Origin of the sequence: Halomonas almeriensis (assembly GCF_030409235.1) — a bacterium.
Taxonomy (GTDB): Bacteria; Pseudomonadota; Gammaproteobacteria; order Pseudomonadales; family Halomonadaceae; genus Halomonas; species Halomonas almeriensis.
Genome location: NZ_JAUFPO010000009.1, coordinates 156,397 through 181,619 on the forward strand (window position 1 = coordinate 156,397; position 25,223 = coordinate 181,619).

21 protein-coding genes are annotated in these 25,223 nt (G+C 64.9%); 11 read left to right on the top strand and 10 right to left on the bottom strand.

All coding sequences use genetic code 11. The features are described from left to right. Positions 1–4 precede the first annotated feature (4 nt). The 5 genes from lpxB (at position 5) to tilS (ending at position 7,877) form a co-directional block, all read left to right on the top strand. Complete coding sequence (gene lpxB, locus QWY74_RS07605) at positions 5–1,216, top strand: lipid-A-disaccharide synthase (protein ID WP_264824262.1); 1,212 nt, start codon at positions 5–7, stop codon at positions 1,214–1,216. Next, entirely contained in the window at positions 1,213–1,824 is a 612-nt protein-coding gene (rnhB, locus tag QWY74_RS07610; protein WP_264824261.1) for a ribonuclease HII, read from the top strand. The genes lpxB and rnhB overlap by 4 nt, the downstream gene beginning before the upstream one ends. Positions 1,825–1,949: 125 nt before the next feature. After that, a complete protein-coding gene (gene dnaE / locus QWY74_RS07615; protein ID WP_264824260.1) occupies positions 1,950–5,459 on the top strand; it encodes a DNA polymerase III subunit alpha in 3,510 nt (1,169 codons plus the stop codon). A gap of 158 nt (positions 5,460–5,617) precedes the next feature. After that, positions 5,618–6,571, top strand: a complete 954-nt coding sequence (accA, locus tag QWY74_RS07620; protein ID WP_264824259.1) for an acetyl-CoA carboxylase carboxyl transferase subunit alpha — start codon at positions 5,618–5,620, stop codon at positions 6,569–6,571. 25 nt (positions 6,572–6,596) lie between these two features. After that, on the top strand, positions 6,597–7,877 hold the full coding sequence (gene tilS, locus QWY74_RS07625) for a tRNA lysidine(34) synthetase TilS (protein WP_264824258.1): 1,281 nt from the start codon (positions 6,597–6,599) through the stop codon (positions 7,875–7,877). 16 nt (positions 7,878–7,893) lie between these two features. Here tilS and ppx read toward each other — a convergent pair whose 3' ends face one another. Further along, entirely contained in the window at positions 7,894–9,429 is a 1,536-nt protein-coding gene (ppx, locus tag QWY74_RS07630) for an exopolyphosphatase (protein ID WP_264824257.1), read from the bottom strand. 442 nt (positions 9,430–9,871) lie between these two features. Between ppx and rho the strand changes: the two genes are divergently transcribed. From rho to QWY74_RS07655, 5 genes are all read left to right on the top strand, one after another. Then, positions 9,872–11,131 carry a transcription termination factor Rho gene (rho, locus tag QWY74_RS07635; RefSeq protein ID WP_264824256.1) on the top strand — a complete coding sequence of 420 codons (1,260 nt, stop codon included), beginning with the start codon at positions 9,872–9,874 and terminating at the stop codon, positions 11,129–11,131. A gap of 264 nt (positions 11,132–11,395) precedes the next feature. After that, positions 11,396–12,889, top strand: coding sequence for a 4-hydroxy-3-polyprenylbenzoate decarboxylase (gene ubiD, locus QWY74_RS07640; RefSeq protein WP_264824255.1), 1,494 nt, complete (start codon positions 11,396–11,398; stop codon positions 12,887–12,889). After that, positions 12,886–13,665, top strand: a complete 780-nt coding sequence (locus QWY74_RS07645) for an NAD(P)H-flavin reductase (RefSeq protein WP_264824254.1) — start codon at positions 12,886–12,888, stop codon at positions 13,663–13,665. The genes ubiD and QWY74_RS07645 overlap by 4 nt, the downstream gene beginning before the upstream one ends. Then, positions 13,662–14,375, top strand: a complete 714-nt coding sequence (gene folM / locus QWY74_RS07650) for a dihydromonapterin reductase (protein WP_264824253.1) — start codon at positions 13,662–13,664, stop codon at positions 14,373–14,375. The genes QWY74_RS07645 and folM overlap by 4 nt, the downstream gene beginning before the upstream one ends. A gap of 516 nt (positions 14,376–14,891) precedes the next feature. Further along, the gene (locus QWY74_RS07655) at positions 14,892–15,959 is read left to right on the top strand and encodes a 3-deoxy-7-phosphoheptulonate synthase (protein WP_264824252.1); all 1,068 of its coding nucleotides are present in this window, start codon (positions 14,892–14,894) and stop codon (positions 15,957–15,959) included. 196 nt (positions 15,960–16,155) lie between these two features. Here QWY74_RS07655 and ppk1 read toward each other — a convergent pair whose 3' ends face one another. Together ppk1 and hemB are read right to left on the bottom strand one after the other, a co-directional pair. Further along, positions 16,156–18,348: a polyphosphate kinase 1 gene (ppk1, locus tag QWY74_RS07660; RefSeq protein ID WP_435389139.1), complete on the bottom strand. Its 2,193-nt coding sequence runs from the start codon at positions 18,346–18,348 to the stop codon at positions 16,156–16,158. A 48-nt stretch (positions 18,349–18,396) separates the two neighbouring features. Further along, on the bottom strand, positions 18,397–19,380 hold the full coding sequence (hemB, locus tag QWY74_RS07665) for a porphobilinogen synthase (RefSeq protein WP_494337330.1): 984 nt from the start codon (positions 19,378–19,380) through the stop codon (positions 18,397–18,399). A 247-nt stretch (positions 19,381–19,627) separates the two neighbouring features. Here hemB and elbB point away from each other — a divergent pair, with 247 nt between their 5' ends. After that, positions 19,628–20,290, top strand: a complete 663-nt coding sequence (gene elbB, locus QWY74_RS07670) for an isoprenoid biosynthesis glyoxalase ElbB (protein ID WP_264824250.1) — start codon at positions 19,628–19,630, stop codon at positions 20,288–20,290. Between the two features lie 133 nt (positions 20,291–20,423). Here elbB and tatC read toward each other — a convergent pair whose 3' ends face one another. The 7 genes from tatC to ubiE form a co-directional block, all read right to left on the bottom strand. After that, on the bottom strand, positions 20,424–21,164 hold the full coding sequence (gene tatC / locus QWY74_RS07675) for a twin-arginine translocase subunit TatC (RefSeq protein WP_264824249.1): 741 nt from the start codon (positions 21,162–21,164) through the stop codon (positions 20,424–20,426). After that, on the bottom strand, positions 21,161–21,508 hold the full coding sequence (gene tatB / locus QWY74_RS07680) for a Sec-independent protein translocase protein TatB (RefSeq protein WP_264824248.1): 348 nt from the start codon (positions 21,506–21,508) through the stop codon (positions 21,161–21,163). The genes tatC and tatB overlap by 4 nt, the downstream gene beginning before the upstream one ends. A 6-nt stretch (positions 21,509–21,514) precedes the next feature. Then, positions 21,515–21,775: a Sec-independent protein translocase subunit TatA gene (tatA, locus tag QWY74_RS07685; protein ID WP_290314081.1), complete on the bottom strand. Its 261-nt coding sequence runs from the start codon at positions 21,773–21,775 to the stop codon at positions 21,515–21,517. A gap of 77 nt (positions 21,776–21,852) precedes the next feature. Continuing rightward, entirely contained in the window at positions 21,853–22,182 is a 330-nt protein-coding gene (locus QWY74_RS07690) for a phosphoribosyl-ATP diphosphatase (protein WP_264824247.1), read from the bottom strand. A gap of 22 nt (positions 22,183–22,204) precedes the next feature. After that, the gene (gene ubiB, locus QWY74_RS07695; protein ID WP_264824246.1) at positions 22,205–23,827 is read right to left on the bottom strand and encodes a ubiquinone biosynthesis regulatory protein kinase UbiB; all 1,623 of its coding nucleotides are present in this window, start codon (positions 23,825–23,827) and stop codon (positions 22,205–22,207) included. Beyond that, entirely contained in the window at positions 23,824–24,459 is a 636-nt protein-coding gene (locus tag QWY74_RS07700; protein WP_264824245.1) for a ubiquinone biosynthesis accessory factor UbiJ, read from the bottom strand. The genes ubiB and QWY74_RS07700 overlap by 4 nt, the downstream gene beginning before the upstream one ends. Positions 24,460–24,466: 7 nt before the next feature. After that, positions 24,467–25,219, bottom strand: a complete 753-nt coding sequence (gene ubiE / locus QWY74_RS07705; RefSeq protein ID WP_290314083.1) for a bifunctional demethylmenaquinone methyltransferase/2-methoxy-6-polyprenyl-1,4-benzoquinol methylase UbiE — start codon at positions 25,217–25,219, stop codon at positions 24,467–24,469. Between the last annotated feature and the right edge of the window lie 4 nt (positions 25,220–25,223).

A 25,223-nucleotide genomic window follows, 5' to 3' on the forward strand; every position in this document is an offset into this window, starting at 1 on the left:
TGCCATGGGCATTCAACGCATCTATGTGGTCGCCGGGGAGCTCTCCGGCGACCTGCTCGGGGCCGGTCTGATCCGTGAGCTCAAGGCGCGCCATCCGGGGGTGGAATTCCGCGGCATCGGCGGACCGCGCATGATCGCCGAAGGCATGGACAGCCGCTTTCCGCTGGAGACGCTGTCTGTCATGGGGCTGGTCGAGGTGCTCAAGCACCTGCCGCGTCTGCTGCGGGTTCGGCGTGCCCTGCGCCGCGATGCCCTGGCCTGGCGGCCGGACATCATGATCGGTATCGATGCGCCGGACTTCAACCTTGGCCTCGAGCGGCAGTTGCGCGATGCCGGCGTGACCACTGCCCATTATGTCAGCCCCTCTGTGTGGGCCTGGCGTCAGGGGCGGGTCAAGGGCATCGCCCGCGCCGTAGATGCCATGCTGACCTTCCTGCCCTTCGAGGCAGCCTTCTATGTGCACCACCGGGTGCCGGTGGCCTATGTCGGCCATCCGCTGGCGGACGAGATGCCGCTGGTCAATGATCGCGTGGCGGCCCGCCAGGCACTGGGCCTGCCGGCCGAGGGCAGACTGCTGGCCATCCTCCCCGGTTCCCGGGCCAGCGAAGTCCGTTTTCTCGGGGCGACCTTCCTGGACGCGGCCGAGCGTCTGTGTAACGAGCGTGCCGAGCTGAACCTGGTGATTCCCGCCGCGACCCCGCAACGCCGTGAGGAGCTCGCGGCATTGCTGGACGAGCGCGACCGCCTGCGCGGGCGGGTGACCCTGATCGATGGTGGTTCGCGGGAGGCCATGGTAGCAAGCGACCTGGTGCTGCTCACCTCGGGCACGGCGGCGCTGGAGGCCATGCTCTGTCATCGCGCCATGCTGGTGGCCTATCGCATGGCGTCGATGAGTCACTTTCTGGCCCGGCATCTGGTCAAGACCGAGTGGATTTCGCTGCCTAATCTGATTGCGCGTGACCGCCTGGTTCCGGAGCTGATCCAGGACGCGGCGAACGCCGAGACCATCGCCGATACCCTGGCCGGGCTGCTCGATGATGACGAGGCTCGGACGGCGCTGGAGGCGCGCTTTGCCGCCATGCACGAGGCATTGCAGCGAGGCGCCAGTCGGCGCGCCAGTGATGCCGTGGAGGCGCTGGTGGCTGGCAGGCCTCTGCCGGCGTCGGTGGTACCGGCGCGGCTCGAGGCCCCGCATGGCGAGGGAGGGCCGTCATGAGCAAGCCTGCACTGCCGCCGCTGGTGATCGACTATCAGGGAGACCGGCTGGCGGGGGTCGACGAGGTCGGCCGAGGCCCGCTGGTCGGCTCGGTGGTGGCGGCGGCGGTGATCCTCGACCCGTCGCGCCCCATCGAGGGGCTGACCGACTCCAAGAAGCTGACGCCCCGTCGACGCGAGGCCCTGGCGGACTGCATCCGCGAGCAGGCGCTGACCTGGGCGGTGGCCGAGGCCTCGGCCCAGGAAATCGACGGCCTGAACATCTACCATGCCACTCACCTGGCCATGCGCCGTGCCATCGATGCCCTGACGCCGGCGGCCGAATATCTGCTGGTGGACGGTAATCGTCTCCCTGGGCATCATGTGCCGGGACAGGCCGTGGTCAAGGGCGACGCCCGCCACCCGGCGATCGCCGCCGCCTCGATACTCGCCAAGGTGGCGCGGGACGCGGCCATGCTGGAGCTCGACGCCTGGCACCCCGACTATGGCTTTGCGCGTCACAAGGGCTATCCGACCCGCGAGCATCTGACGGCCCTGGAGCGTCTCGGGCCATTGCCCGCGCATCGGCGCTCCTTCGGCCCGGTCAAACGCCTGCTGGCGCTGGACTAGTTCGGCACCCCGGGGCAGGGCGCGCCCCCTGCCGGAGCGGCGTGAATTGGCCTGTCCGCCCGGTGCCAACTCACACCCATGCGGTCACAAGTCCCGATCATGCAACGACAACCCCCGAGTTCATCATGACCACACCCTTTGTTCATCTGCGCGTGCACAGTGAGTTTTCCCTGGTCGACGGCCTGGTAAGGCTCAAGCCGCTGATCAAGACCGCCGTGGACCAGGGGACACCGGCCATTGCGCTGACCGACGAGGCCAACCTTTTTGCTCTGGTCAAGTATTACACCGGGGCTCAGGGCGCGGGCCTCAAGCCGATCATCGGAAGCGACCTGTGGCTGGCCAACCCGCATGATGCGGACAACCCGTATCGCCTGACCCTGCTGGCGATGAATGATGTTGGCTATCGCAATCTCACCGAGCTGATTTCGCGGGGCTGGGTTGAGGGCCAGCGCCAGGGCAGGGCGGTCCTGCAGCGGGCCTGGGTCATGGCGCAGAGCGAGGGGCTGATTGTGCTCTCCGGTGGTCGCGAGGGCGATGTCGGCCGTCATTTGCTGGCGGATCACCACGCTGAGGCGCGCGCCCTGCTGGACGAGTGGAATGCCGCCTTCCCGGGGCGCTACTACCTGGAGCTGACGCGCACCGGGCGAGCCCTGGAGGAAGAATGCGTACACCGCTCGGTGGATCTGGCCCTGGCGACACGGACCCCGGTGGTGGCGACCAATGATGTGCGCTTTCTCGAGCGCGAGGACTTCTGGGCCCACGAGACGCGCGTTTCCATCGGTGAGGGCAAGCCGCTGGACGATCCGCGGCGCGAGCGGCGTTACAGTGAAGAGCAGTATCTCAAGAGCCCCGAGGAAATGGCCGAGCTTTTCTCGGACATTCCCGAAGCGCTGGAGAATACGGCGCTGATTGCGGCGCGCTGTAACGTCGATATCCGTCTCGGCGAGATCTTTCTGCCCGAATACGGCATCCCCGAGGGCATGACCCAGGAGGAGTTCTTCTGCAAGGTCTCGCATGATGGCCTGACCGAGCGCCTGGACTTTCTCTATCCGGCGGCGCGCTATCCCCGCGACGGCGCCGAGTACGCCGAGATCGATGCCCGCTATCGCGAGCGCCTCGATTTCGAGCTCAATATCATTCTGCAGATGGGCTTCCCCGGCTACTTCCTGATCGTCATGGACTTCATCCAGTGGGCCAAGGACAACGATGTGCCGGTCGGTCCCGGACGCGGCTCGGGCGCCGGCTCGCTGGTGGCCTATGCCCAGAAGATCACCGACCTCGATCCGCTGCAGTATGACCTGCTGTTCGAGCGCTTCCTCAACCCGGAGCGTGTCTCCATGCCAGACTTCGATGTCGACTTCTGCATGGAGAAGCGTGACCGGGTCATCGACTATGTGGCGGAGCGCTACGGGCGCAATGCCGTCTCGCAGATCGTCACCTTCGGCACCATGGCGGCCAAGGCGGTGGTGCGCGATGTGGCGCGGGCGCAGGGCAAGCCCTACTCGCTGGGCGACAAGCTGTCCAAGCTGATCCCCTTCGAGGTCGGCATGACGCTGGGCAAGGCGATCGAGGACGAGCCCCAGCTCAAGGACTTCCTCGAAGCCGATGACGACGCCCAGGAAATCTGGGACATGGCGCTCAAGCTGGAAGGCATCACCCGCGGTACCGGCAAGCACGCTGGCGGCGTGGTCATCGCGCCGACCAGGCTGACCGACTTCTCGCCGCTGATCTGCGACGAGGACGGCAGCGGCCTGCGTGTCCAGTACGACAAGAACGACATCGAGGAAGCCGGCCTGGTCAAGTTCGACTTCCTGGGCCTGCGCACCCTGACCATCATCGACTGGGCCCTGGAGATGGTCGACAAGGTGCGCGCCGCGCAAGGCGAGAGGGCGCTGGACATCGACACCATCCCACTGGATGACGTGCCCACCTTCGAGATGCTCAAGAAGGCCGAGACCACGGCCGTCTTCCAGCTCGAATCGCGTGGCATGAAGGAGCTGATCAAGCGCCTGCTGCCCGACTCCCTGGAAGACATGATCGCGTTGGTGGCGCTGTTCCGTCCCGGCCCGCTGCAATCGGGCATGGTCGATGACTTCATCAACCGCAAGCATGGTCGGGCCGAGGTCGCCTATCCGCACCCCGATTATCAGCACGACCTGCTCAAGCCAGTGCTCGGGCCGACCTACGGCATCATCCTCTATCAGGAGCAGGTGATGCAGATTGCCCAGGTCATGGCTGGTTACAGCCTCGGCCAGGCCGACATGCTGCGGCGTGCCATGGGCAAGAAGAAGCCCGAGGAAATGGCCAAGCAACGCGCCGGTTTCATGGAAGGCTGCGAGGCCAATGGCCTGGATGCCGACCTGGCGGGCAATATCTTCGACCTGGTGGAAAAGTTCGCCGGCTATGGCTTCAACAAGTCGCACTCGGCGGCCTATGCCCTGGTGTCCTACCAGACGGCCTGGCTCAAGGCCCACTATCCCGGCCCTTTCATGGCCGCTGTGCTATCCACCGAGATGGACAACCTTGACAAGGTGGTGCCGCTGATCGAGGAGTGCCGTCATCTGGGTCTCACCGTGACGCCGCCGGACGTCAACATGGGTGGCTACAAGTTCACCGTGGACGTCGAAGGGCGGGTCATCTATGGCCTGGGAGCCATCCGCGGGGTCGGCGAAGGCCCCATCGGGGCCATTGTCGAGGCCCGCGACGCCGAGGGCGAGTTCCGCGACCTGTTCGACTTCTGCCGGCGCATCGATCCGCAGCGCATGAACAAGCGCACGCTCGAGGCGTTGATTCGCGCCGGCGCCCTAGACAACCTCGGTCCCAGCCGCGCTGTGCTCACGGCGGCCCTGGACGACGCGCTCAAGGCCGCCGCCCAGAACCAGACCAACCAGAACATCGGCATGATGGACATGTTCGGCGACGCCTTCAGCGGGGCCCCCGGTGACGCTGACGCCGACGTCTACGCGGATTATCGGCGGGTGCGCGAGTGGACGGACAAGCAGCGCCTGGGGGGCGAGAAGGACACCCTGGGGCTCTACCTGACCGGGCATCCCATCGATGAATATGAGCAGGAACTGTCGCGTTTTGTCTCCACGCGCATCGTCGACCTCAGCCCCTCCCGCGAACCGCAGCGCGTCGCCGGTCTGGTGGTCGGGGTGCGCACCATGAAGTCCAAGCGGGGCGACACCGTGGCGTTCGTGACTCTGGATGACCGCACCGGGCGCATCGAGGCGTCGCTGTTCGGCGAGCTCTTTGATGCCCTGCGCGGACGCCTGGATACCGATCAGGTGCTGATCGTCGAGGGCGAGGTCTCGTCCGACGAATACTCCGGCGGCCTGCGCTTGCGCGGCAAGGACATCACGCCCATGGTCGATGCGCGAACCCGCTACGGCCAGGCCGTCGAGCTCTCGCTGGATGCGAGCGCGATCAATGGTCGCCTGGTGGAGAGCCTCCGGGATAGCCTGACGCCCTATTGTGACGAGGCAGGCCTGCCGGTGCGCCTGCGCTATCGCAATGCCCGTGCTTCGGGCTGGCTGGAGCTGGCTTCCGAGTGGCGCGTCAGGCCGGCCGATGAGCTGCTGGTCGCGCTGCGTGAGGTGCGGGGGCAGGATGGGGTGCGTCTGAAGTACCGCTAGGCAATCTCTGCTCTCGACGGCATCAAGCGTCGCGCTGTAACGGCGCCCTTCCCGGTATCCGGTGATGTGTCTTGCGTGGGATTGTCAGGGTGCGATAATGCGCGACAATCGATGTTTTCTCTCCGGTCATTCTGCGGCCGATGAAACAAGGCTAGACCATGAATCCCAACTACCTAGATTTCGAACAACCCATCGCCGAGCTTCAGGCCAAGATCGAAGAGCTGCGCATGGTCGGTACCGACAGCCAGGTCAGCCTGAGCGACGAGATCGGCCGGCTCGAGGACAAGAGCCGCAAGCTCACCGAGTCGATCTTCAAGGATCTCAGCGCCTGGCAGGTCTCCCAGCTTTCGCGTCACCCCCAGCGTCCCTACACCCTGGATTACCTGGAGCACGTCTTCAGCGACTTCGACGAGTTGCACGGTGACCGTCGCTTTGCCGATGACGCGGCCATCGTCGGGGGGGTGGCACGCCTCGACGACAAGCCGGTGATGGTGATCGGTCATCAGAAGGGACGCGACGTTCACGAGAAGGTGCGCCGCAATTTCGGCATGCCGCGTCCGGAAGGCTATCGCAAGGCCTGCCGGTTGATGGAGATGGCCGAACGCTTCCGCATGCCGGTGTTGACCTTCATCGACACCCCGGGCGCCTATCCGGGCATCGATGCCGAGGAGCGTGGTCAGAGCGAAGCCATCGCCCATAACCTGGGTGTGATGTCGCGGCTCAAGACGCCCATCATTTCCACTGTGGTCGGTGAGGGTGGCTCCGGCGGTGCCCTGGCCATCGGCGTCTGCGACGAGCTGGCCATGCTGCAGTATTCCACCTATTCGGTGATCTCGCCGGAGGGCTGCGCCTCGATTCTCTGGAAGAGCTCCGAGAAAGCCTCCGAAGCCGCGCAGGCCATGGGCATCACGGCCGAGCGCCTCAAGGAACTCGGCTTCGTCGACACCCTGATTGCCGAGCCGTTGGGCGGTGCGCATCGCCAACCTGAGATCATGGCCGAGCGCATCAAGACCACCCTGCTGGCCAGCCTGGAGCGTCTCGAGGCCATGGAGACCGAGACACTGCTGGAGCGCCGCTACCAGAAGCTGATGAGCATCGGCGCTCCCTCCTGAGCCCTGTTGGCGCTTGGCCATTGCCATGAGCTCTGAGGCCTCCTCCCTGCAGCATCGTGTCGATATTGCCCTGGCGGAAACCCCGCCGGGGCATTGTGTCTGGGTGGCGCTGTCCGGCGGGCTGGATTCGTCCCTGTTGCTGACGCTGGCGGTGGATGCGAGTCGTCGTCACGCGCGGCCGCTGCGGGCCCTGCATATCCACCATGGCCTGCAGCCGGCCGCCGATGACTTCGAGCGTCACTGTCGCCTCCTGTGTGATGCCCTGGCGGTACCGCTGCATGTCGAGCGCGTGAGCGTCGACACCTCCACCGGTGAGGGCTTGGAGGGGGCGGCCCGGCAGGCGCGTCAGGCGGTGTTCCGCCAGTGCCTGTCAGCCGGCGATACGCTCTGGCTGGCCCAGCATCGCGATGACCAGGCCGAGACCTTCCTGCTCGCCGCCCTGCGTGGTGCCGGCACCCGGGGGCTGGCCGGCATGTCGCAGCGCCCGCCACGCATCGGCCTGCCACATCGGCGGCCCCTGCTGGGGATGCCCCGGGCCGCCCTGGAAGCCGAGGCGGCGAGGCGGGGCATCGACTGGATCGAGGATCCCTCCAACCGGGACACGCGCCAGGATCGCAACTTCCTGCGTCACCGGATTGTTCCGCTGCTCCGCGAACGCTGGCCAGCCGCCGAGCGCTCGCTGGCGCGCAGTGCGGCCTGGGCCGCGGAAGCCGAGGGCTTGCTCGGCGAGCTGGCGGCCGAGGATCTGGCTCGGCTGGGTGGACAGGCGGGGTGCTTGAGGGTGGCGTCACTGCGCCGGCTGTCGGCCGCGCGCCAGCGACTCCTGATCCGTCACTGCCTGGATGTACAGGCCCTGGCCCTGCCGCCGGCCGCTCGGCTGGAGAGCCTGATGGCGCAGCTGGAAGCGCGCCCGGATGCCGAGGTCTGTGTTCGTTGGCCGGGGGCCGAGGCCCGGGTATGGCGCGGCGCTCTTTACCTGTTGCCGACGCTTGCGCCCCTGCCGATGGCATGGCGGTTCGACTGGGACGGGCAATCGCCGCTGGTCACCCCGCTCGGTGCCTTTGCCTGGCGGCTGCAGCGCGACGATGGCCAACCTGTGCGGCTCCGGCTGGCGCCCCGCCAGGGTGGCGAGCGGCTGCAACTGGCGCGGCGGGGGCAGCGCGATCTCAAGCGTCTGTTGCAGGAGCAGGGGGTGCCGCCCTGGGAGCGCCAACGCTGCTGGGTGGTCTGGCATGCCGGCGTCGCGGTGGCCGCCGGCAGTCCGGCGGGGTGGCTGGCGCTCGCCGAGGGCTGGCGAGCGTCCTGAGTCGGGGCGGGGCGAGTCAGGTGATCGTCAGGGACAGGTCGGCAGCCCGTTGGTAGGCCACTTCATCCTCGAGGTCGGCCAGCAGCAGGTTGAGATCCTCGCTTTCGTCACAGTGCAGCGACAGCGACTCTCCCGAGGCGCTCAGCTTCGGCAGGGCGGGTGCCTGCTCCGGCCGTGAATGATTGATCACCACTGCCAGTCGCAGCAGACGCGCCAGGCGCGCGTGGGAGCGCTGTTCCGACCTGGGCAGGGCCTGCCACTCCTTGGTCGGGAACTTGCGTCGATGGGCGCGTACCAGGAAGGCGAGCAGTCGTTGTTCCGGCTTGGAGAAGCCCGAGAGGTCGGAATGCTCCAGCAGGTAGGCGCCATGACGATGAAACTGGCTGTGGGAAATGGCCTGGCCGATTTCATGCAGCCGACTGGCCCAGGCCAGAAAGCGCGCCTGGTCGTCATCCAGCTGCCAGGCCTCGCGCACCTGCTCCAGCAGGCCAACGGCCGTGGTGGCCACGTTCTCGGCCTGGCGGAGGTCGACATTATAGCGCTGTGTCAGCGCCTCGAGTGCCTGGTGGCGCGGGTCTTCCGGGCTGTTGCGACCGACCAGGTCATACAGCACACCTTCGCGCAGGGCACCTTCCGAATAGCGCATTTCCTCCAGGCCGAAGGCCTCGAAGATGGCGCTCAGGATGGCCACCCCGGCCGGGAAGACGCGTGCCCGGTCGGCCTTGAGGCCGCTCATCGAGACCTTGCTCAGTCGCTTGCACTTGATCAGTCGCTTGCGCAGGTCGAGCAGCCCCTTGCGGGTGATCACGCCCTCGGGCGACTTGCCTTCCGCGGCAATGACGGCAGCCGTTGCCTTGATGGTCCCGCTGGAACCCACCGGGTCGAGCCAGCCGACCTTCTGATAGGGCCGGCGGATATTGGCCAGCTCCGACAGGGCAGCCAGTTCGGCGCGGCGCATGCGTTTCTCGCTGAGCTCACCATTGGCAAAGAAGCGTCGTGTGAAGGTCACGCAGCCCATAGTCAGGCTCTCCAGCGCCATTGGCTCGAAGCGTTCGCCGATGATCAGTTCGGTGGAACCGCCGCCGATGTCGACGATCAGCCGGCGGCCATCCTCGGCCAGGGCATGGGCGGCGCCGAGATAGATGAGGCGTGCTTCCTCGCGACCGGCGATGATCTCGATGCGGGTTCCCAGCAGGGCTTCGGCGCGGTCGATGAACTCCTGGCTGTTGTCGGCGCTGCGCAGCGCATTGGTGCCCACCACTCGCATGTCTCTCAGTGCAATGCCCTCCAGAAAGGGGGCGAAGCGAGCCAGGCAGTCGAGCGCTCGGGTCATGGCTGCCTCGTCGAGGAGGCCATCGTCGCCGACACCATCCGCCAGCTGGACCTTCTCGCCCTTGCGCGCCACGACCTGGAGTTCCCCGTTGGCGTAATTGGCGACCAGCAAGTGAAAGCTGTTGGACCCCATGTCGATGGCAGCGAGCCGCCTGGGTTCTTCAGCTAGTGGGGGCGTCTGGCCGGCAGGGTCGGCCTGGCTGTCCTTGAACGCGGTCATGATGAGTCCTTAAGGTTGACTGGCTAAAGGTTGCGGGCCCCCCTCGGGCTTGTCAATCGCATCACGATGACATAAGGAGGGGCTTGCGTTTCCTTCACGCCTTGACTAGTATCGGGTCGTTCGCCTGTTCTCAATGCTTCCCGACCGCTACACGGCGACAGCGCCGCGGTCATGCTCCAAGTCGTCAGAAAGCCCACTGCATCAGTTGGTGTTCCAGGCCCCAGGCCACCTACCACTGATTCAGGCGAATTAGCCTGCTCCCTCGATATATGCCCTTGGTCGACACCGCTTTTCAGTGGCTGTCCCGGCAGGGCAAACGAATGTTGACACGCATGAGCAGCCTGCCCGGTTTCTGAACGCATCCCAATGGCGTAATCGTCTCGCCAACAGTCCATCTCGGCGCATATCGCCCGGCTTTCAAGAGCAACGTCTGAACACACCGATGAATCTTACCGAACTCAAGCAAAAGCCCGTGCCGGACCTTCTGGAGATCGCCCGTGAAATGGGCATCGACAATCTGGCGCGCTCCCGCAAGCAGGACATCATTTTTGCCATCCTCAAGAAGCACGCCAAGAGTGGCGAGCCGATCTTTGGAGATGGTGTTCTGGAAATCCTGCAGGACGGGTTCGGCTTTCTGCGCAGTGCCGACAGCTCCTTCCTGGCTGGCCCCGACGACATCTACGTCTCACCCTCGCAGATTCGACGCTTCAATCTCCGCAAGGGTGACTCCATCTCCGGCAAGATTCGCCCGCCTAAGGATGGGGAACGCTACTTTGCGTTGTTGAAGGTCAGTCAGATCAATTTCGACAAGCCTGAGAACGTCAAGCACAAGATTCTCTTCGAGAACCTGACGCCGCTGTTCCCCCAGGAACGCATGCGCATGGAGATCGGCAATGGCTCTACCGAGGATCTGACCTCGAGGGTGATCGATCTCACTGCGCCCATTGGCAAGGGTCAGCGCGGGCTGCTGGTGTCGCCGCCCAAGGCGGGCAAGACACTGATGCTGCAGAACATCGCGACCTCGATCACGCGCAACAACCCGGAATGTCACCTCATCGTGCTGCTGATCGACGAGCGGCCCGAGGAGGTCACCGAGATGTCGCGGACGGTGCGCGGTGAAGTGGTGGCGTCGACCTTCGACGAGCCGCCGGCGCGCCACGTTCAGGTCGCCGAGATGGTGATCGAGAAGGCCAAGCGGCTGGTCGAGCACAAGCGTGACGTGGTGGTGCTGCTCGACTCCATCACCCGCCTGGCGCGCGCCTACAACACCGTCGTGCCCTCCTCGGGCAAGGTATTGACCGGTGGTGTCGACGCCCATGCGCTGGAAAAGCCCAAGCGCTTCTTCGGTGCGGCGCGTAACATCGAGGAGGGTGGCAGCCTGACCGTCGTCGCCACGGCGCTGGTCGATACCGGCTCGAAGATGGACGAGGTGATCTTCGAGGAGTTCAAGGGCACCGGTAACATGGAAGCCCATCTGGATCGCAAGCTCGCCGAGAAGCGTGTCTATCCGGCGCTCAACATCCGCCGCTCGGGCACCCGCCGCGAGGACCTGATTGCCTCCGAGGACGAAATGCAGCGCATGTGGATCCTGCGCAAGCTGCTCGACCCCATGGAGGATGTGGCCGCTACCGAGTTCCTCATCGACCGCTTGAAGGATACCAAGACGAACCTGGAGTTCTTCGAGGCCATGAAGCGACGCTGATCGGCGCTATTGCGCTTGCGGATACGGTGTTGAAGCCTCGCTCGGCCTGCTCATGTACGGCTCGTACACTCCGCGGTCCTTGGTCCTCGCTCGGACGCGAGCCCGGTCGGATTCGCCTTGTCTCCGCTGCGCTCATGGCGCGCCGATGGCCAGCTAACCGAGCTCGACAGGTCAGAGGTTGGGCTCATGGCGGCCAAGCGCAGCATCCTGGAGGGGCGGCATGCTATGCTGCCCCTTTTGCATGTCTGGAAACGGGATAGCCCCATGAAATACAAGGATCTGCGTGAGTTCATAGCGGCCCTGGAGGCACAGGGCGAGCTGCAGCGCGTGACCGCCGAGGTGGATCCCTATCTCGAAATCACCGAGATCTGCGACCGCACCCTGCGGGCTGGTGGGCCGGCCCTGTTGTTCGAGAACGTCAAGGGACACGACATGCCCCTACTGGGCAACCTCTTCGGTACGCCGAAGCGGGTGGCCATGGGCATGGGGCAGGACTCGGTGTCGGCCCTGGGCGAAGTCGGCGAGCTGCTGGCCTTCCTCAAGGAGCCGGAGCCGCCCAAGGGCTTTCGTGATGCCCTGGACAAGCTGCCGGTCTTCAAGCAGGTGATGCGCATGGGGCCCAAGACAGTGCGCCAGGCCGCGGTACAGGAGCGGGTCTTCGAAGGCGAGGATGTCGACCTGGATCGTCTGCCGATCCAGCACTGCTGGCCGGGCGATGCGGCGCCCCTGGTCACCTGGCCGCTGGTGGTGACACGCGGCCCCAGCAAATCACGCCAGAACCTGGGCATCTATCGTCAGCAGAAGCTCTCGCACAATCGGCTGATCATGCGCTGGCTGTCGCATCGCGGCGGGGCGCTGGACTATCAGGAGTGGTGCGAGGCCCATCCCGGTGAGCCCTTCCCGGTGGCCGTGGCGCTGGGCGCCGACCCGGCGACCATCCTGGGGGCGGTGACCCCTGTGCCGGATACCCTTTCCGAATACGCTTTCGCCGGGCTGCTGCGCGGTTCGCGGACCGAGCTGGTGCAGTGCGGGCATTCCGACCTGCAGGTGCCGGCGTCGGCGGAGATCATCCTCGAGGGCGTCATTCACCCGGGTGACACGGCGCCGGAGGGCCCCTACGGCGATCACACCGGCTACTACAACGAGGTCGAGGAGTTTCCGGTCTTCACGGTGACGCGCATGACCATGCGCCGTGATGCCATCTATCACTCCACCTACACCGGGCGTCCGCCCGATGAGCCGGCCGTGCTGGGGCTGGCCCTCAACGAGGTGTTCGTGCCCATCCTGCGCAAGCAGTTTCCGGAAATCGTCGACTTCTACCTGCCGCCCGAGGGATGCTCCTATCGCATGGCGGTGGTGACTATGGAAAAGCGCTATCCGGGCCATGCCAAGCGCGTGATGATGGGGGTCTGGAGTTTTCTGCGGCAGTTCATGTACACCAAGTTCGTCATCGTGCTGGACGACGATGTGGATGCCCGTGACTGGCAGGATGTCATCTGGGCCATCACCACCCGCATGGATCCGGCCCGCGATACCGTGATGGTCGAGAATACCCCCATCGATTACCTGGATTTTGCCTCCCCGGTGGCGGGGCTGGGCTCCAAAATGGGGTTTGACGCCACCACCAAGTGGCCGGGCGAGACCGAGCGTGAATGGGGGCGCCCCATCACCATGGACCCGGACGTCAAGTCCCGGGTTGAAGCGCGCTGGGATGAGCTGGGCATTGAACTTCCCGACTCCGACAAGAGGCATGCATGACGGCCAAGACTCTTACCTGCCGGGTAGCCGAGGTCGAGGACCTCACGCCCGATGTCTTCCGCGTTTATCTCGAGGGCCGTGCTGAGGCCGTGGCGCATGCGGCCGGCCAGTATCTCGAGTTGAAGTTGGGCGAGGATGACTGGGTTCCCTTTTCCATCGCCAATGCGCACGGCGGTAATGGGCGTATCGAGCTGCATATTCAGCATTGGCCGGAGCGCAGCAACTCGGCGCGCCTGCGCGAACTACTGGTCGAGGCCGAACACCTGACCCTGCGTTTGCCCGGCGGCGACTGCATGCTCGATCCGGACAGCCAGCGCCCGCTGTTGCTGGTGGGGGCCGGGACCGGCTTCGCCCAGATGAAGGCGATCGCCGAAGCAGCGCTGGCCGAGGATCCGCAGCGCAATGTCGAGATCTGGTGGGCCGCCCGGGAACGTCGGGAATTCTACCTCGAGAGCCTGCCGCGGGCCTGGGCGGAGCAGTTTTCGCAGGTACACTTTCACGCCGTCAGTGAGGCCGAGCTGCCGGCCGATTTCGCAGACACCCGAGTGCATGGCCATCAGGGTCGGGTGGACGCGGTGCTGGCCGATTGCCTGTCGGATGTGTCGGCCCACGATGTCTATCTCTCCGGCTCGCCGGGCATGGTCTACGCCTGTGTCGATGTGCTGGCGTCCTGCGGGCTGGTGCCATCACGGGTCTTCTCCGACGTCTTCGCCTACGCCCCGCGGGACCCGCTGGTGCCGACGGTCGGCAGCCTGATCCGCGAGAGCGGGTCATGAGTGCGGCGCCGATCCTGATTACCGGGGGCGCCCAGCGCCTGGGTCGCCACTGTGCCGAACGGTTGTGCGATGACGGCCACCCGGTGATCATCAGCTACCGGCGCGAGCGACCAGCCCTGGACGCCCTGCGCGAGCGCGGCATCATCACCCTGCCGGCCGACTTCAGCAGCGAGGCCGGCATCCGTGACTTCATCATGCGGCTGCGCGAGACCACCGACGCCCTGCGTGCCATCGTCCACAATGCCAGCGACTGGCTGCCCGATGTGCAGGGCGAGGAAGCCGGCGCCAATTTCGAGCAGCTGTTCCGCGTGCACATGCTGGCGCCCTATCTGATCAACCTCGAGGCTCGTGACCTGCTCGAGGCGTGTGGCGAGCCATTGCGCGATATCGTGCACATGACCGACTATGTCGCGGCCCACGGTTCGCGCAAGCATCTGGCCTATGCCGCGTCCAAGGCCGGGCTGGAAAACCTGACCCTGTCGTTCGCCGCGCGCTTTGCTCCGGCCATCCAGGTCAATGCCATCGCGCCGGCGATGATCATGCTGGGTGAGGGCGATGACGACGCCTATGCTGAGAAGGCGCGGGCGAAGTCGGCGCTGGGCACCATTCCCGGCCCGGGAGTGGTCTACGAGAGTCTGCGTTATCTGCTCGACAGCCGCTACATGACGGGCGTCACACTGCCCCTGGATGGCGGCCGCCATCTGCGTTGATGCCGGGTGCTTGTCATCCGCGCCGCGACACGTCAGGATGTATTCAGACATCAGGAGATGACCATGACCTCGAATCCCCGCCCAGATACATGCCTTATCGCCCTCCGGGCGATGTGTGCCGGTGTGAGCAGCGGTTCTGGCGGCTATTGGCCGGGCTTTCGCTATTGGTTTAGCGACGTCGTGTCGCCGGTCATGTCCTGACGCCAACCTTTGAAGGACATCACCGCGAGGCACGCTCAGCATGGGTTGCCTCTCCTGCGAAACCCCCGGACGGCAACCCCGCCCGGGGGTTTCGCGTTGTATTTCCGGTAATTCGCCAACTGCCTGCAGCAAGGAGCTCATCATGACCGCCAAGCATCGTTGCCATGCCGAATGTCGCTTTTCGGGGCAGGAACACTACGGCGATGACGGGCGATTTAGCGGGACGCGGTCGGGCATGGACGCCACCTCCGGCCGTGCGTCAACCGGTGGCACGACGACCGCCAAACGATGTTCACGCCTACGGAGTTGAGCCCCATGAATGCCAGTGTTTCCCCCCTTGCCGAGGACACCCTGAAGGCGCCTCGAGCCGATGAATCCGTCCTGCCCACCCCGGCGGCACTGCGCCAGCGGATCCCGCTTGCCAGCATCCCAGCGAACCACATCCAGCAACAGCGCCAGGCGATTCGAGACATTCTGGAAGGTCGAGATGATCGGCTGCTGGTGGTGGTCGGTCCGTGCTCGATTCATGATCCCGACGCCGCGATCGACTATGCGCGACGCCTCGCCGCCCTGATGCCGCATATCGACGACCGGATCCTGCCGGTGATGCGGGTCTATGTGGAAAAGCCGCGGACAACTGTGGGCTGGAAGGGCCTGGCCTATGATCCGGAAATGCAGGGCGAGGGTGACATGGCTCGCGGGCTTACACTCTCGCGGCGGCTGATGCGGGATATCGCCGATTTGGGGCTGCCCGTGGCCACCGAATTGCTGCAGCCGATGCTGGCGCCCTATCTGGATGACCTGCTGTCCTGGGTGGCAATCGGCGCGCGCACCACGGAATCGCAGCTGCATCGCGAGCTGGCCAGTGGCCTGGAGGCCGTGGTCGGTTTCAAGAACGCCACCAACGGCGATCTCGGCGTGGCCCTGGATGCCATGCAGGCGGCCCGGCACCCGCACCAGCATTTCTCCATGTCTCCCCAGGGAGCCCCAGTGGTGCGTGACACGGCGGGCAACCCGCACACCCATGTGGTGCTGCGCGGGGGGCACGGCGAGCCCAACTATCAGGCCGCTCATGTGGCCGCTGGCCGTCGCGCGCTGAGCAAGGCCGGCCTGCCACCACGCCTGATGGTTGACTGCAGCCACGCCAACGCGCGCAAGGATCATCGCCGCCAGAGTGAGGTGCTACTCGATGTACTGGCCCAGCGCCTGGCCGGCGACGACTCGCTCATCGGCCTGATGCTCGAGAGCCACCTCCATGAGGGCAAGCAGCCGCTGGTCCCCGGTCAGCTGCGCTACGGCGTCTCGGTGACCGACGCATGCATCGGCTGGGAAACCACCGAGCACCTGCTGACCACCGCCGCCGAGAGGCTGCGCCGCGGCTAGCGCCGCTGCGAGAGCGAAGAGGGAAGAACGGCGCTTCGCGCCTTGAAGAGGGAAGAAAAAAACCTTGACTCCATGCCGTCGTGGTTCATGCTGCCTTCCTTCTTCCTTCTTCCTTCTTCCTTCTTCCTTCTTCCTTCTTCCTTCTTCCTTCTTCCTTCTTCCTTCTTCCTTCTTCCTTCTTCCTTCTTCCTTCTTCCTAGGCCCGCGCAGCGTAGGCGTAGAGCAGGGTTTCCTGGGCGCTGATCGGGGCGGCGTCGCCCGAGGTCTGCTTGACGTAGGTGCCGTCGCCCTGCAGTAGCCAGCTTTGGCAGTTGTCGACCAGGTAGGTTTCCAGGTCCTTGCGCACCCGGGCCGCCAGCTTCTTGTCGAGCAGCGGGAAGCAGGTCTCCACGCGGTGGAACATGTTGCGTGCCATGAAGTCGGCGCTGGAGCACCAGGTTTCCGGCTTGCCATCATTGTGGAAGTGGAAGACCCGGGTGTGCTCGAGGAAGCGGCCGATGATCGAGCGCACCCGAATGGATTCGGAAATGCCCGGCAGGCCGGGGCGTAGGCAGCACATGCCGCGGATGATCAGGTCGCACTCCACGCCGGCCTGGGAAGCCCGGTAGAGGGCCTGGATCAGCTTGGGCTCGGTGAGCGAGTTGCACTTGATGATCAGGTGGGCGCGCTTGCCCTTGCGCGCAAGGGCGGCCTCGCGATCGATCATCTCCACCAGGCGGTCGTGCAGAGTGAAGGGCGCATGCAGCAGCTTCTCGATATGCCGTGCCCGTCCCATGCCGGAAAGCTGCTGGAAGACCTTGTGCACGTCGGCACACAGCACCGGATTGGCGGTCAGCAGACTGTAGTCGGTATACAGCTTGGCGGTCTTGGAGTGATAGTTGCCGGTGCCCAGGTGAGCGTAGTGCCGCAATTCGCCACGTTCGCGGCGCACGATGTGCATCATCTTGGCGTGGGTCTTGTAGGCCATCACCCCGTAGATCACGATGGTGCCGGCCTCCTGCAGGCGCGAGGCAAGGGCCAGGTTGTCGGCCTCGTCGAAGCGCGCCCGCAGTTCGATGACCACGGTGACTTCCTTGCCGTTGCCGGCGGCTTCCACCAGGGCATTGACGATGGGCGAGTCCGCGCCGGTGCGATACAGTGTCTGCTTGATCGCCAGTACGTCTGGATCACGCGCCGCTTCGCGCAGCAGCTCCTCCACAGGATTGAAGGACTGGAAGGGATGATGCAGCAGGATGTCGCCATCGGCCATGGCCTGCAGCACGCTGTCGCGCTTGTTCAGGGCCTTGGGGTTGCCCGGCGTGAAGCCACGGTACAGGAGCTCGGGGCGGTCGACATCGTCGAGCACCGACATCATGCGGGTCAGGTTCACCGGGCCGCTGACCCGGTAGAGGTCGCTTTCCTCCAGCTGGAACTGCTTGAGCAGGAAGTTGACCAGGTCTTCCGGACAGTTGTCGGCCACTTCGAGACGCACGCCGCTGCCGTAACGGCGTGACAGCAGTTCGCCGCGCAGCGCCGATGCCAGGTCGGACACATCGTCCGGGTCGACGGTCAGGTCGGCATTGCGCGTCAGGCGGAACTGGTAACAGCCGCGCACCGACATGCCGGGGAAGACCTCCTCGGCATGGGCATGGATCATCGACGACAGAAAGACGTACTCGGTGAATCCCTTCTCGCACAGCTCGTCGGGCAGGGCAATGATCCGCGGCAGCGAGCGAGGGGCCGGCAGGATGGCCATGCCGCCCTCGCGGCCGAAGGCATCCTTGCCCTCCAGCTCGACGATGAAGTTGAGGCTCTTGTTGACCAGCCGCGGGAAGGGGTGCGAAGGATCCAGGCCGATCGGGCTGATGACCGGCATGATCTCGTTGGCGAAGTAGTTGGCTACCCACTTGCGTTGGCCCTTGGTCCAGTCGCCGCGCCGCCGGAAGCGCAGGCCCTGCTGCTCCAGGGCCGGTATCAAGTGGTCGTTGAGCACGCGATACTGGCGATCAACCTGCTCGTGGGCGATCTGGGCAATTTCGTTGAGCACCGAGCGCGGCGGGCGGCCGTCGGCGCCGGTTGTCTCATCCCCCAGGGCCAGCTGATTCTTCAGCCCGGCCACCCGGATCTCGAAGAACTCATCCATGTTGGACGAGAAAATCAGCAGGAACATTAGACGATTGAGCAGTGGATGCGCCTCGTCTAGCGCCTGCTCCAGGACCCGCACGTTGAACTGCAGGTGGGACAGCTCGCGATTGAAATAGAGGTTCGGATCGTTGAGATCGGCCTCCGGGTCCGGCATGGCCTTGGGCTTGATACCGGTGCGCGTCTGGTTGAGTCGCAGCATCGGGGGTTCGGCGCCCGGAGTGCTGTCCTGGCCCGCTTTGATCTCATCGTTACGCGATTCGTCCATTGGGAAGTCTCTGCTGTTGTCGGCTGACGACATGATGCTCGCCACGTTTCAGGTGTTGTCGGGCGCGCTGCCGAGTAGTCGCGCCGCTCGCTTGGCAAAATAGGTCAGGATCCCGTCGGCGCCGGCCCGCTTGAAGCACATCAGGGACTCCAGCATGACGGCATCGGCATCCAGCCATTGGTGGTCGAAGGCGGCCATGTGCATGGCGTACTCGCCGCTCACCTGGTAGGCGAAGGTCGGCACCCGAAATTCATCCTTCACCCGGCGGACCACGTCCAGGTAGGGCATGCCGGGCTTGACCATCACCATGTCGGCGCCTTCGTCGAGGTCCAGGGCCACTTCATGCAGCGCCTCGTCGCTGTTGGCCGGGTCCATCTGGTAGGTCGACTTGTCGGCCTTGCCCAGGTTGCCGGCCGAGCCCACGGCATCGCGGAAGGGGCCATAATAGGTCGAGGCGTACTTGGCGCTGTAGGCCATGATGCGCGTGTCGTGCAGCTTTTCCTTCTCGAGCACCTGACGGATGGTACCGATACGACCATCCATCATGTCGGAGGGCGCAATGATGTCGACGCCGGCCTCGGCGTGCGACAGCGCCTGCTTGAGCAGGGTCTCCACGCTCCGGTCATTGAGGACATGGCCCTGAGCGTCCAGGATGCCGTCCTGCCCATGACGGGTGTAGGGGTCCAGGGCCACATCGGTCATGATACCCAGTTCCGGCACGGCGCGCTTGAGCGCCCGCACACTGCGTTGCACCAGGCCGGCTGCGTTGTAGGACTCCTCGGCCAGTTCGCTCTTCAGGCTCGGGTCGATGACCGGAAACAGGGCCAGCAGTGGAATGCCCAGGTCACGCGCCTCACGTGCCTCCTCGATCAGCAGGTCCAGTGACAGGCGTTCGACCCCCGGCATGGACGGCACCGCTTCGCGTTGTCCCTCGCCCTCGAGCACGAACACCGGCCAGATCAGATCGGCGGCGGTCAGGCTGTTCTCGCGCATCATGCGGCGCGAAAAATCATCACGGCGCATGCGACGCATACGGGTGGCGGGGAACTGGCGTGTGCTCTTGAGACTCAAGGTGATCCTCCAACAATGGATCCTGGCCAGGATGTGAGTATGGTGGCCGGAGATGACGTGGCGATGACAATGCGCCGAGTATAGCAAGGTGGCAGAGTGTCGAAAGATGCGCCTTGTCGCACCCCGCATGACTCTCTACAGTGAGGGATTCGATTTGACCGACCCCTGCACGGCGCAGCCGGTGGGAAACGCCTTCAAGGAGATGAGCATGAGCAAGCAAGTCGCGGTGATTCTGTCGGGATGCGGGGTGCAGGATGGCTCGGAGGTCTACGAGACAACCCTGACCCTGTTGCGCCTCGACCAACTGGGCATCGGCTATCGCTGCTTTGCCCCGGACATCGACCAGCAGGAGGTGATCAACCACTATAGCGGCGAGGCGCAGCCCGAGCAGCGTCGCAATGTGCTGGTGGAGTCGGCACGCCTGGCGCGGGGCGATATTGCGCCGCTGGCCGAGCTTGCCGTAGATGAGTTCGATGCCGTCATCCTGCCGGGCGGCTTCGGGGCGGCCAAGAACCTCTCGACCTTTGCCACCGACGGTTCGGAAATGGCCATCCAGGCAGGGCTGCGCGAGGCGCTGGCGGACTTCCATGAGGATCGCAAGCCTATCGGCCTGATGTGCATTGCCCCGGTCATGGTGCCTCGGCTGCTGGGCCCAGGCATTGCCGTGACCATCGGCCACGACCCCGGCGTCTCCGGTGCCATCAGCGCCATGGGCGGCCTGCATCGCAGCTGCGGTGTCGAGGATATCGTGGTGGACTTCGAGAACCGTGTGGTCACCACCCCCGCCTACATGCTGGCGACACGCATCGGCGAAGCCGCCACCGGCATCTTTAAGCTCGTCGACCGCATCGACGAGATGATGGATCTGTAAGCTGGAAGAGCGGCTACGCCGCTATAAGAGGGAAGAACGGCGCTTCGCGCCTTGCAAGAGGGAAGGAAACCCTGACTTTCCAACCCCTGGCGCTAGCCTGCTATTCCCTCTTCCCTCTTCCCTCTTCCCTCTTTTACTCCCCATCTTCCCGCTTGCGCTTGACGAGTCGGCCGAACAGCAGGCCGATTTCGTAGAGCAGGTACATGGGCACGGCAAGCAGGCTCTGCGAGACGACGTCCGGTGGGGTCAGCAGCATGCCGATGATGAAGCAGCCGAGGATGATGTAGGGCCGCTTGCGGGCTAGGCTCTGGACCGAGGTGGCACCAGAGAGAATCAGCAGGAAGGTGGCCACGGGGATCTCGAAGGCGACTCCGAAGGCGAAGAACAGCTTGAGCACGAAGTTTAGGTATTGCTGGATGTCGGTCATCACCGCCACTTGGGCGGGACCTGTCTGGGTGAAGAACTGGAACAGCAGCGGGAAGACGACATAGTAGGCAAAGGCGATGCCGGCATAGAAGAGCACGATGCTGGAGGCCAGCAGGGGCAGGGCCAGATGCTTTTCGTTGGCGTAGAGCCCTGGGGCGATGAAGGCCCAGGCCTGATGCAGCACGAAGGGCACCGCGATCAGGAAAGCCACCATCAGGGTCAGCTTGAAGGGAGCCAGAAAGGGCGAGGCCACCTCGGTAGCAATCATCTGCGAGCCTTCCGGCAGCAGGGCCATCAGCGGGTCGGCCACGAAGGTGTAGATATCGTTGGCAAAGGCGTAGAGGCCCAGGAAGATCGCCAGGATCACGATCACCGCGCGCATCAATCGCGAGCGCAGCTCGACCAGGTGTTCGACCAGCGGCGCCTGCTTTTGCTCCGGTTGGCTCATCGCGGGTGGGTGTCCTTGTCGGCTTCAGCGGCGCTGGTGTCGTGCGATGTCGCGGTGGGGTCGTCAGGCCCGGTGTTCCGGCTGGTATCGGCTAGGTCCCGGGCGCCGCGCCTGACGTTGTTCACGCCTTCGTCCAGGGCTTTCTGCTGTTCGTCGAGCTGGCGACGCCAATCCTCGGCGTCGAGCTGGCTGTTGATCTCGCGCTGCATGTCGCTAACGGTACGCTTCAGTCTGCCCACCCAGAGTCCGGCGGTACGGGCGGCTCGGGGCAGCCGTTCGGGGCCGAGGACCAGCAGGCCGACGACACCGATGATGAGGAGTTCGAGAAAGCCGATGTCGAACATGGCGGCCTACTGGCGCTCCTCCGGGTCCTCTGCCTTGCGCTCGGCCTTGACGTCGTAGGTCGCGCTCTCGTCGTCATGGCGCATGCGGGCCTGTGGGTCGTCCTTACGGGTGCCGTCCTGCTTGTCCTCGTCGTTCACCGCCTTCTTGAAGCCCTTGATCGCCCCGCCCAGGTCGCCGCCGACATTGCGCAGTTTCTTGGTGCCGAAGATCAGGATGATGATGCCGAGTACGATCAGCAGTTGCCAAATACTGATACCACCTAACATGGGCGTTACCTCACTCATTGGCTCCGCCAGCGCGGAATGATGTTGCGACACGACGATGATGAGTCAAACGGCGCTGATTATCGAGCGGCCTTTTCGTCGTGCCCGGAAATGCCGAAACGGCCTGCCAGCTCATTCAGAACCTGATGATGGTCCAGTCCAAGATGGGAGAGCATGATTAGACTGTGAAACCACAGGTCGGCGGTCTCACTGATCAGGGCGTCACTCTGCGACGCGTCTCCCTGCTCCGCGTCCTTGGCGGCCAGCAGCGTCTCGGTGGCTTCTTCACCGACTTTCTCGAGTATCTTGTTCAATCCCTTGTGATGCAAGGACGCGACATAGGATGCATCCGGCGCGGCGTGCCGGCGCTGTTCCAGCACCTCGTGAAGTTGATCGAGAATATCGCTCATGGGTTACGTTTCCATTGCAGGGTCAGTTCCAGATCAGCAGCAGCGCGCCCAGGCCTGCCGCCGCGAGGATGGGCCAGGGCTGGTCGCTGGCCCATTCGAACAACGGTTGCCAGGCGAGGGCGCCCGCCATCAGCAGAACGCCCAGGCGCAGGCGACGTTGGCGCCGGACCTGGCGTGACAGGCCATGCTGGAGGCGGGTAATGGCCTCGGACTGACGGCGTTGCTGATGGTGGTCATGTTCGGCGCGTGTCAGTGCCTGGTGAGCGAGCACCGGCAGCTCCGGAAGTTGTCGCGACAGCTCGGGAGCCTGGCGCTTGAGTGACTCCCAGAAGCCGCGGGCACCGGCGCGCTCGCGCATCCATTGTTCCAGGAAAGGCTTGGCCGTCGCCCACAGGTCCAGGTCGGGATAGAGCTGGCGGCCCAGCCCCTCGATGTTGAGCAGGGTCTTCTGGAGAAGGACCAGCTGTGGCTGGACTTCCATGTTGAAGCGCCGGGCCGTCTGAAACAGGCCGAGCAGCACCTGGCCGAAGGAGATGTCCTTGAGCGGCTTCTCGAGAATCGGCTCGCACACCGTGCGCACCGCGGCGGCAAACTCGTTGGCGCGGGTATCCTCGCCGACCCAGCCGGACTCGATGTGCAGGGCGGCCACTTCGTAATAGTCCTGATGGAAGAAGGCCAGCAGGTTGCGCGCCAGGTAGTCCTGGTCCTCGCGGGTCAGGCTGCCGACAATGCCGCAGTCGATGGCAATGTACTGCGGGTCGTCCGGGGCCTCGCGGGACACGAAGATGTTGCCCGGGTGCATGTCGGCGTGGAAGAAGTTGTCACGAAACACCTGGGTGAAGAAGATCTCCACCCCGCGCTCGGCGAGCTTCTTTAGGTCGGTGCCCTGAGCGTGAAGAGTGGCGGTATCGGCCACCGGCACACCATGAATGCGCTCCTGGACCATGACGCGATGGCGCGTCAGGTCCCAGTAGGTAGCGGGCACATAGAGCAGCGGCGAGCGCTGGAAGTTGCGCCGCAGCTGGGAGGTGTTGGCGGCTTCCTTGGTCAGGTCGAGTTCGTCGAACAGGGTCGATTCATAGTCGCGCACCACCTCCACCGGGCGCAGGCGGCGGGCCTCGGGGACCAGTGCCAGCAGGCCCGCAATGCGATACAGCAGGGCCATGTCCTGGCGCATGACGCCCTCGATACCCGGGCGAATGATCTTGACCACCACATCCTCGCCACTGTGCAGGGTGGCGGCATGCACCTGGGCGATGGAGGCCGAGGCCAGCGGGGTCTCGGCGAAATGCGCAAAGGCCTGCTCGAGGGACATGTCGAGTTCTTCCTCGACCAGCGCCTTGGCCTGGTCGCCCGGGAAGGGCGGGACCTGATCCTGCAGGCGCTTGAGCTCATCGGCGATGTCCGGCGGCAGCAGGTCGCGGCGGGTCGAGAGCACCTGGCCGAACTTGATGTAGATTGGGCCCAGGGATTCCAGCGCCAGGCGCAGGCGTTCACCACGAGGCCGGGGGCCGATGGCGATCAGTCGCAGCGGTGACAGCAGAAAGAGGGCACGAAGCCACCAGGGGAGGCGCTCCAGGGGGACCAGGGTATCGAGCCGATAGCGGCTGGATACCCAGACGATGCGCATCAGGCGCCGGATCATGCACCGGCCTCCGTGGCCAGCAGGCGCCGGCGCAGCCGCTTGAGGCGGGCCTCCAGGCGGTCGGTGGCCAGCTCCAGCTCGGTCAGGTGGTCGCGCATGATCTCGAACTGGTGCTGGCCGGGCAGCAGGCGCGCTTCCTCGAAGACGTACTCGGCGACGTCGGCACGCAGCTCGCGTTGGGTGCGCAGCCCCCAGCGGCCGACGTTGCGCATGCCCTCGGCAAGGCTGTGGGCCGGCACATCGCCCAGCCACTGGGCGAGCTCGCCTTCCCAGTCGAGGTCGAGGTCCATCAGCAGGTCACGCATGTCTTCCAGCAGGTGCACGCGGCCGCGCACCGCCAGCTTGCCCTGGAACATCAGGCGCTCGATGGCGGCGCCCCCCAGGAGTTCGCCGAGGGTCTCGGCATCGAGTTCCACCGTGGCGTCGAAGTCTTCCTCTACAGCGTCATCGGGGCGCATCAGGTCGATGCCATGATCATGGAAATGCAGACTGAGTGCCAGGGCGGGAGATTCCAGGCGCAGCAGCACACGCTGCCCGCTGAGACGGGCGAGCCGTGAGGGCGCGGCGGGGTCCCGGGCGAGCAGTGCGTTGAGGGTGCGTTCCAGGCCGGCCAGCAACAGGGTCGATGTCATCTCGGCCTCACAGCTTGATACCGCGGTGCAGGGCTACAATGCCCCCGGTCAGATTGGTATAGTCGACGCGTTCCAGGCCGGCGCTTTCCATCATACCCTTGAGGGTCTGCTGGTCGGGGTGCATACGGATCGACTCGGCCAGGTAGCGATAACTCTCGGCGTCACCGGCGACGAACTCGCCCATGCGCGGCAGCAGGCGGAAGGAATACTCGTCATAGGCGCGATTGAGCACGGCGCTCTGCGGCCTGGAGAACTCCAGCACCAGCAGGCGACCTCCGGGCTTGAGCACGCGGGTCATGGAGCGCAGGGCGGCATTCTGGTCGGTGACATTGCGCAGACCGAAGGCGATGGTGATGCAGTCGAAGCTGTTGTCGGGAAAGGGCAAGGTTTCGGCATTGGCCTGGACATATTCGACATTGCCGCCCACGCCGCGATTCAGCAGCTTGTCGCGGCCGACCCGCAGCATCGACTCGTTGATGTCGGCCAGAACCACCCGGCCTCGTGGCCCCACCAGGCGCGAGAACTTGTAGGTCAGGTCGCCGGTGCCGCCGGCGATGTCTAGCACGCTCTGCCCCGGGCGCACCGCGGCGCGCTCAATGGTCAGCCGCTTCCATACCCGATGAATGCCGAACGACATCAGATCGTTCATCACGTCGTAGCGCGAGGCAACCGAATGGAAGACGTCCGCCACGCGAGAGGCCTTCTCGGTCACCGGGACTTCCTGGTAGCCGAAATGCGTGGTGTGCTTGTCGCTGGTCATGCGA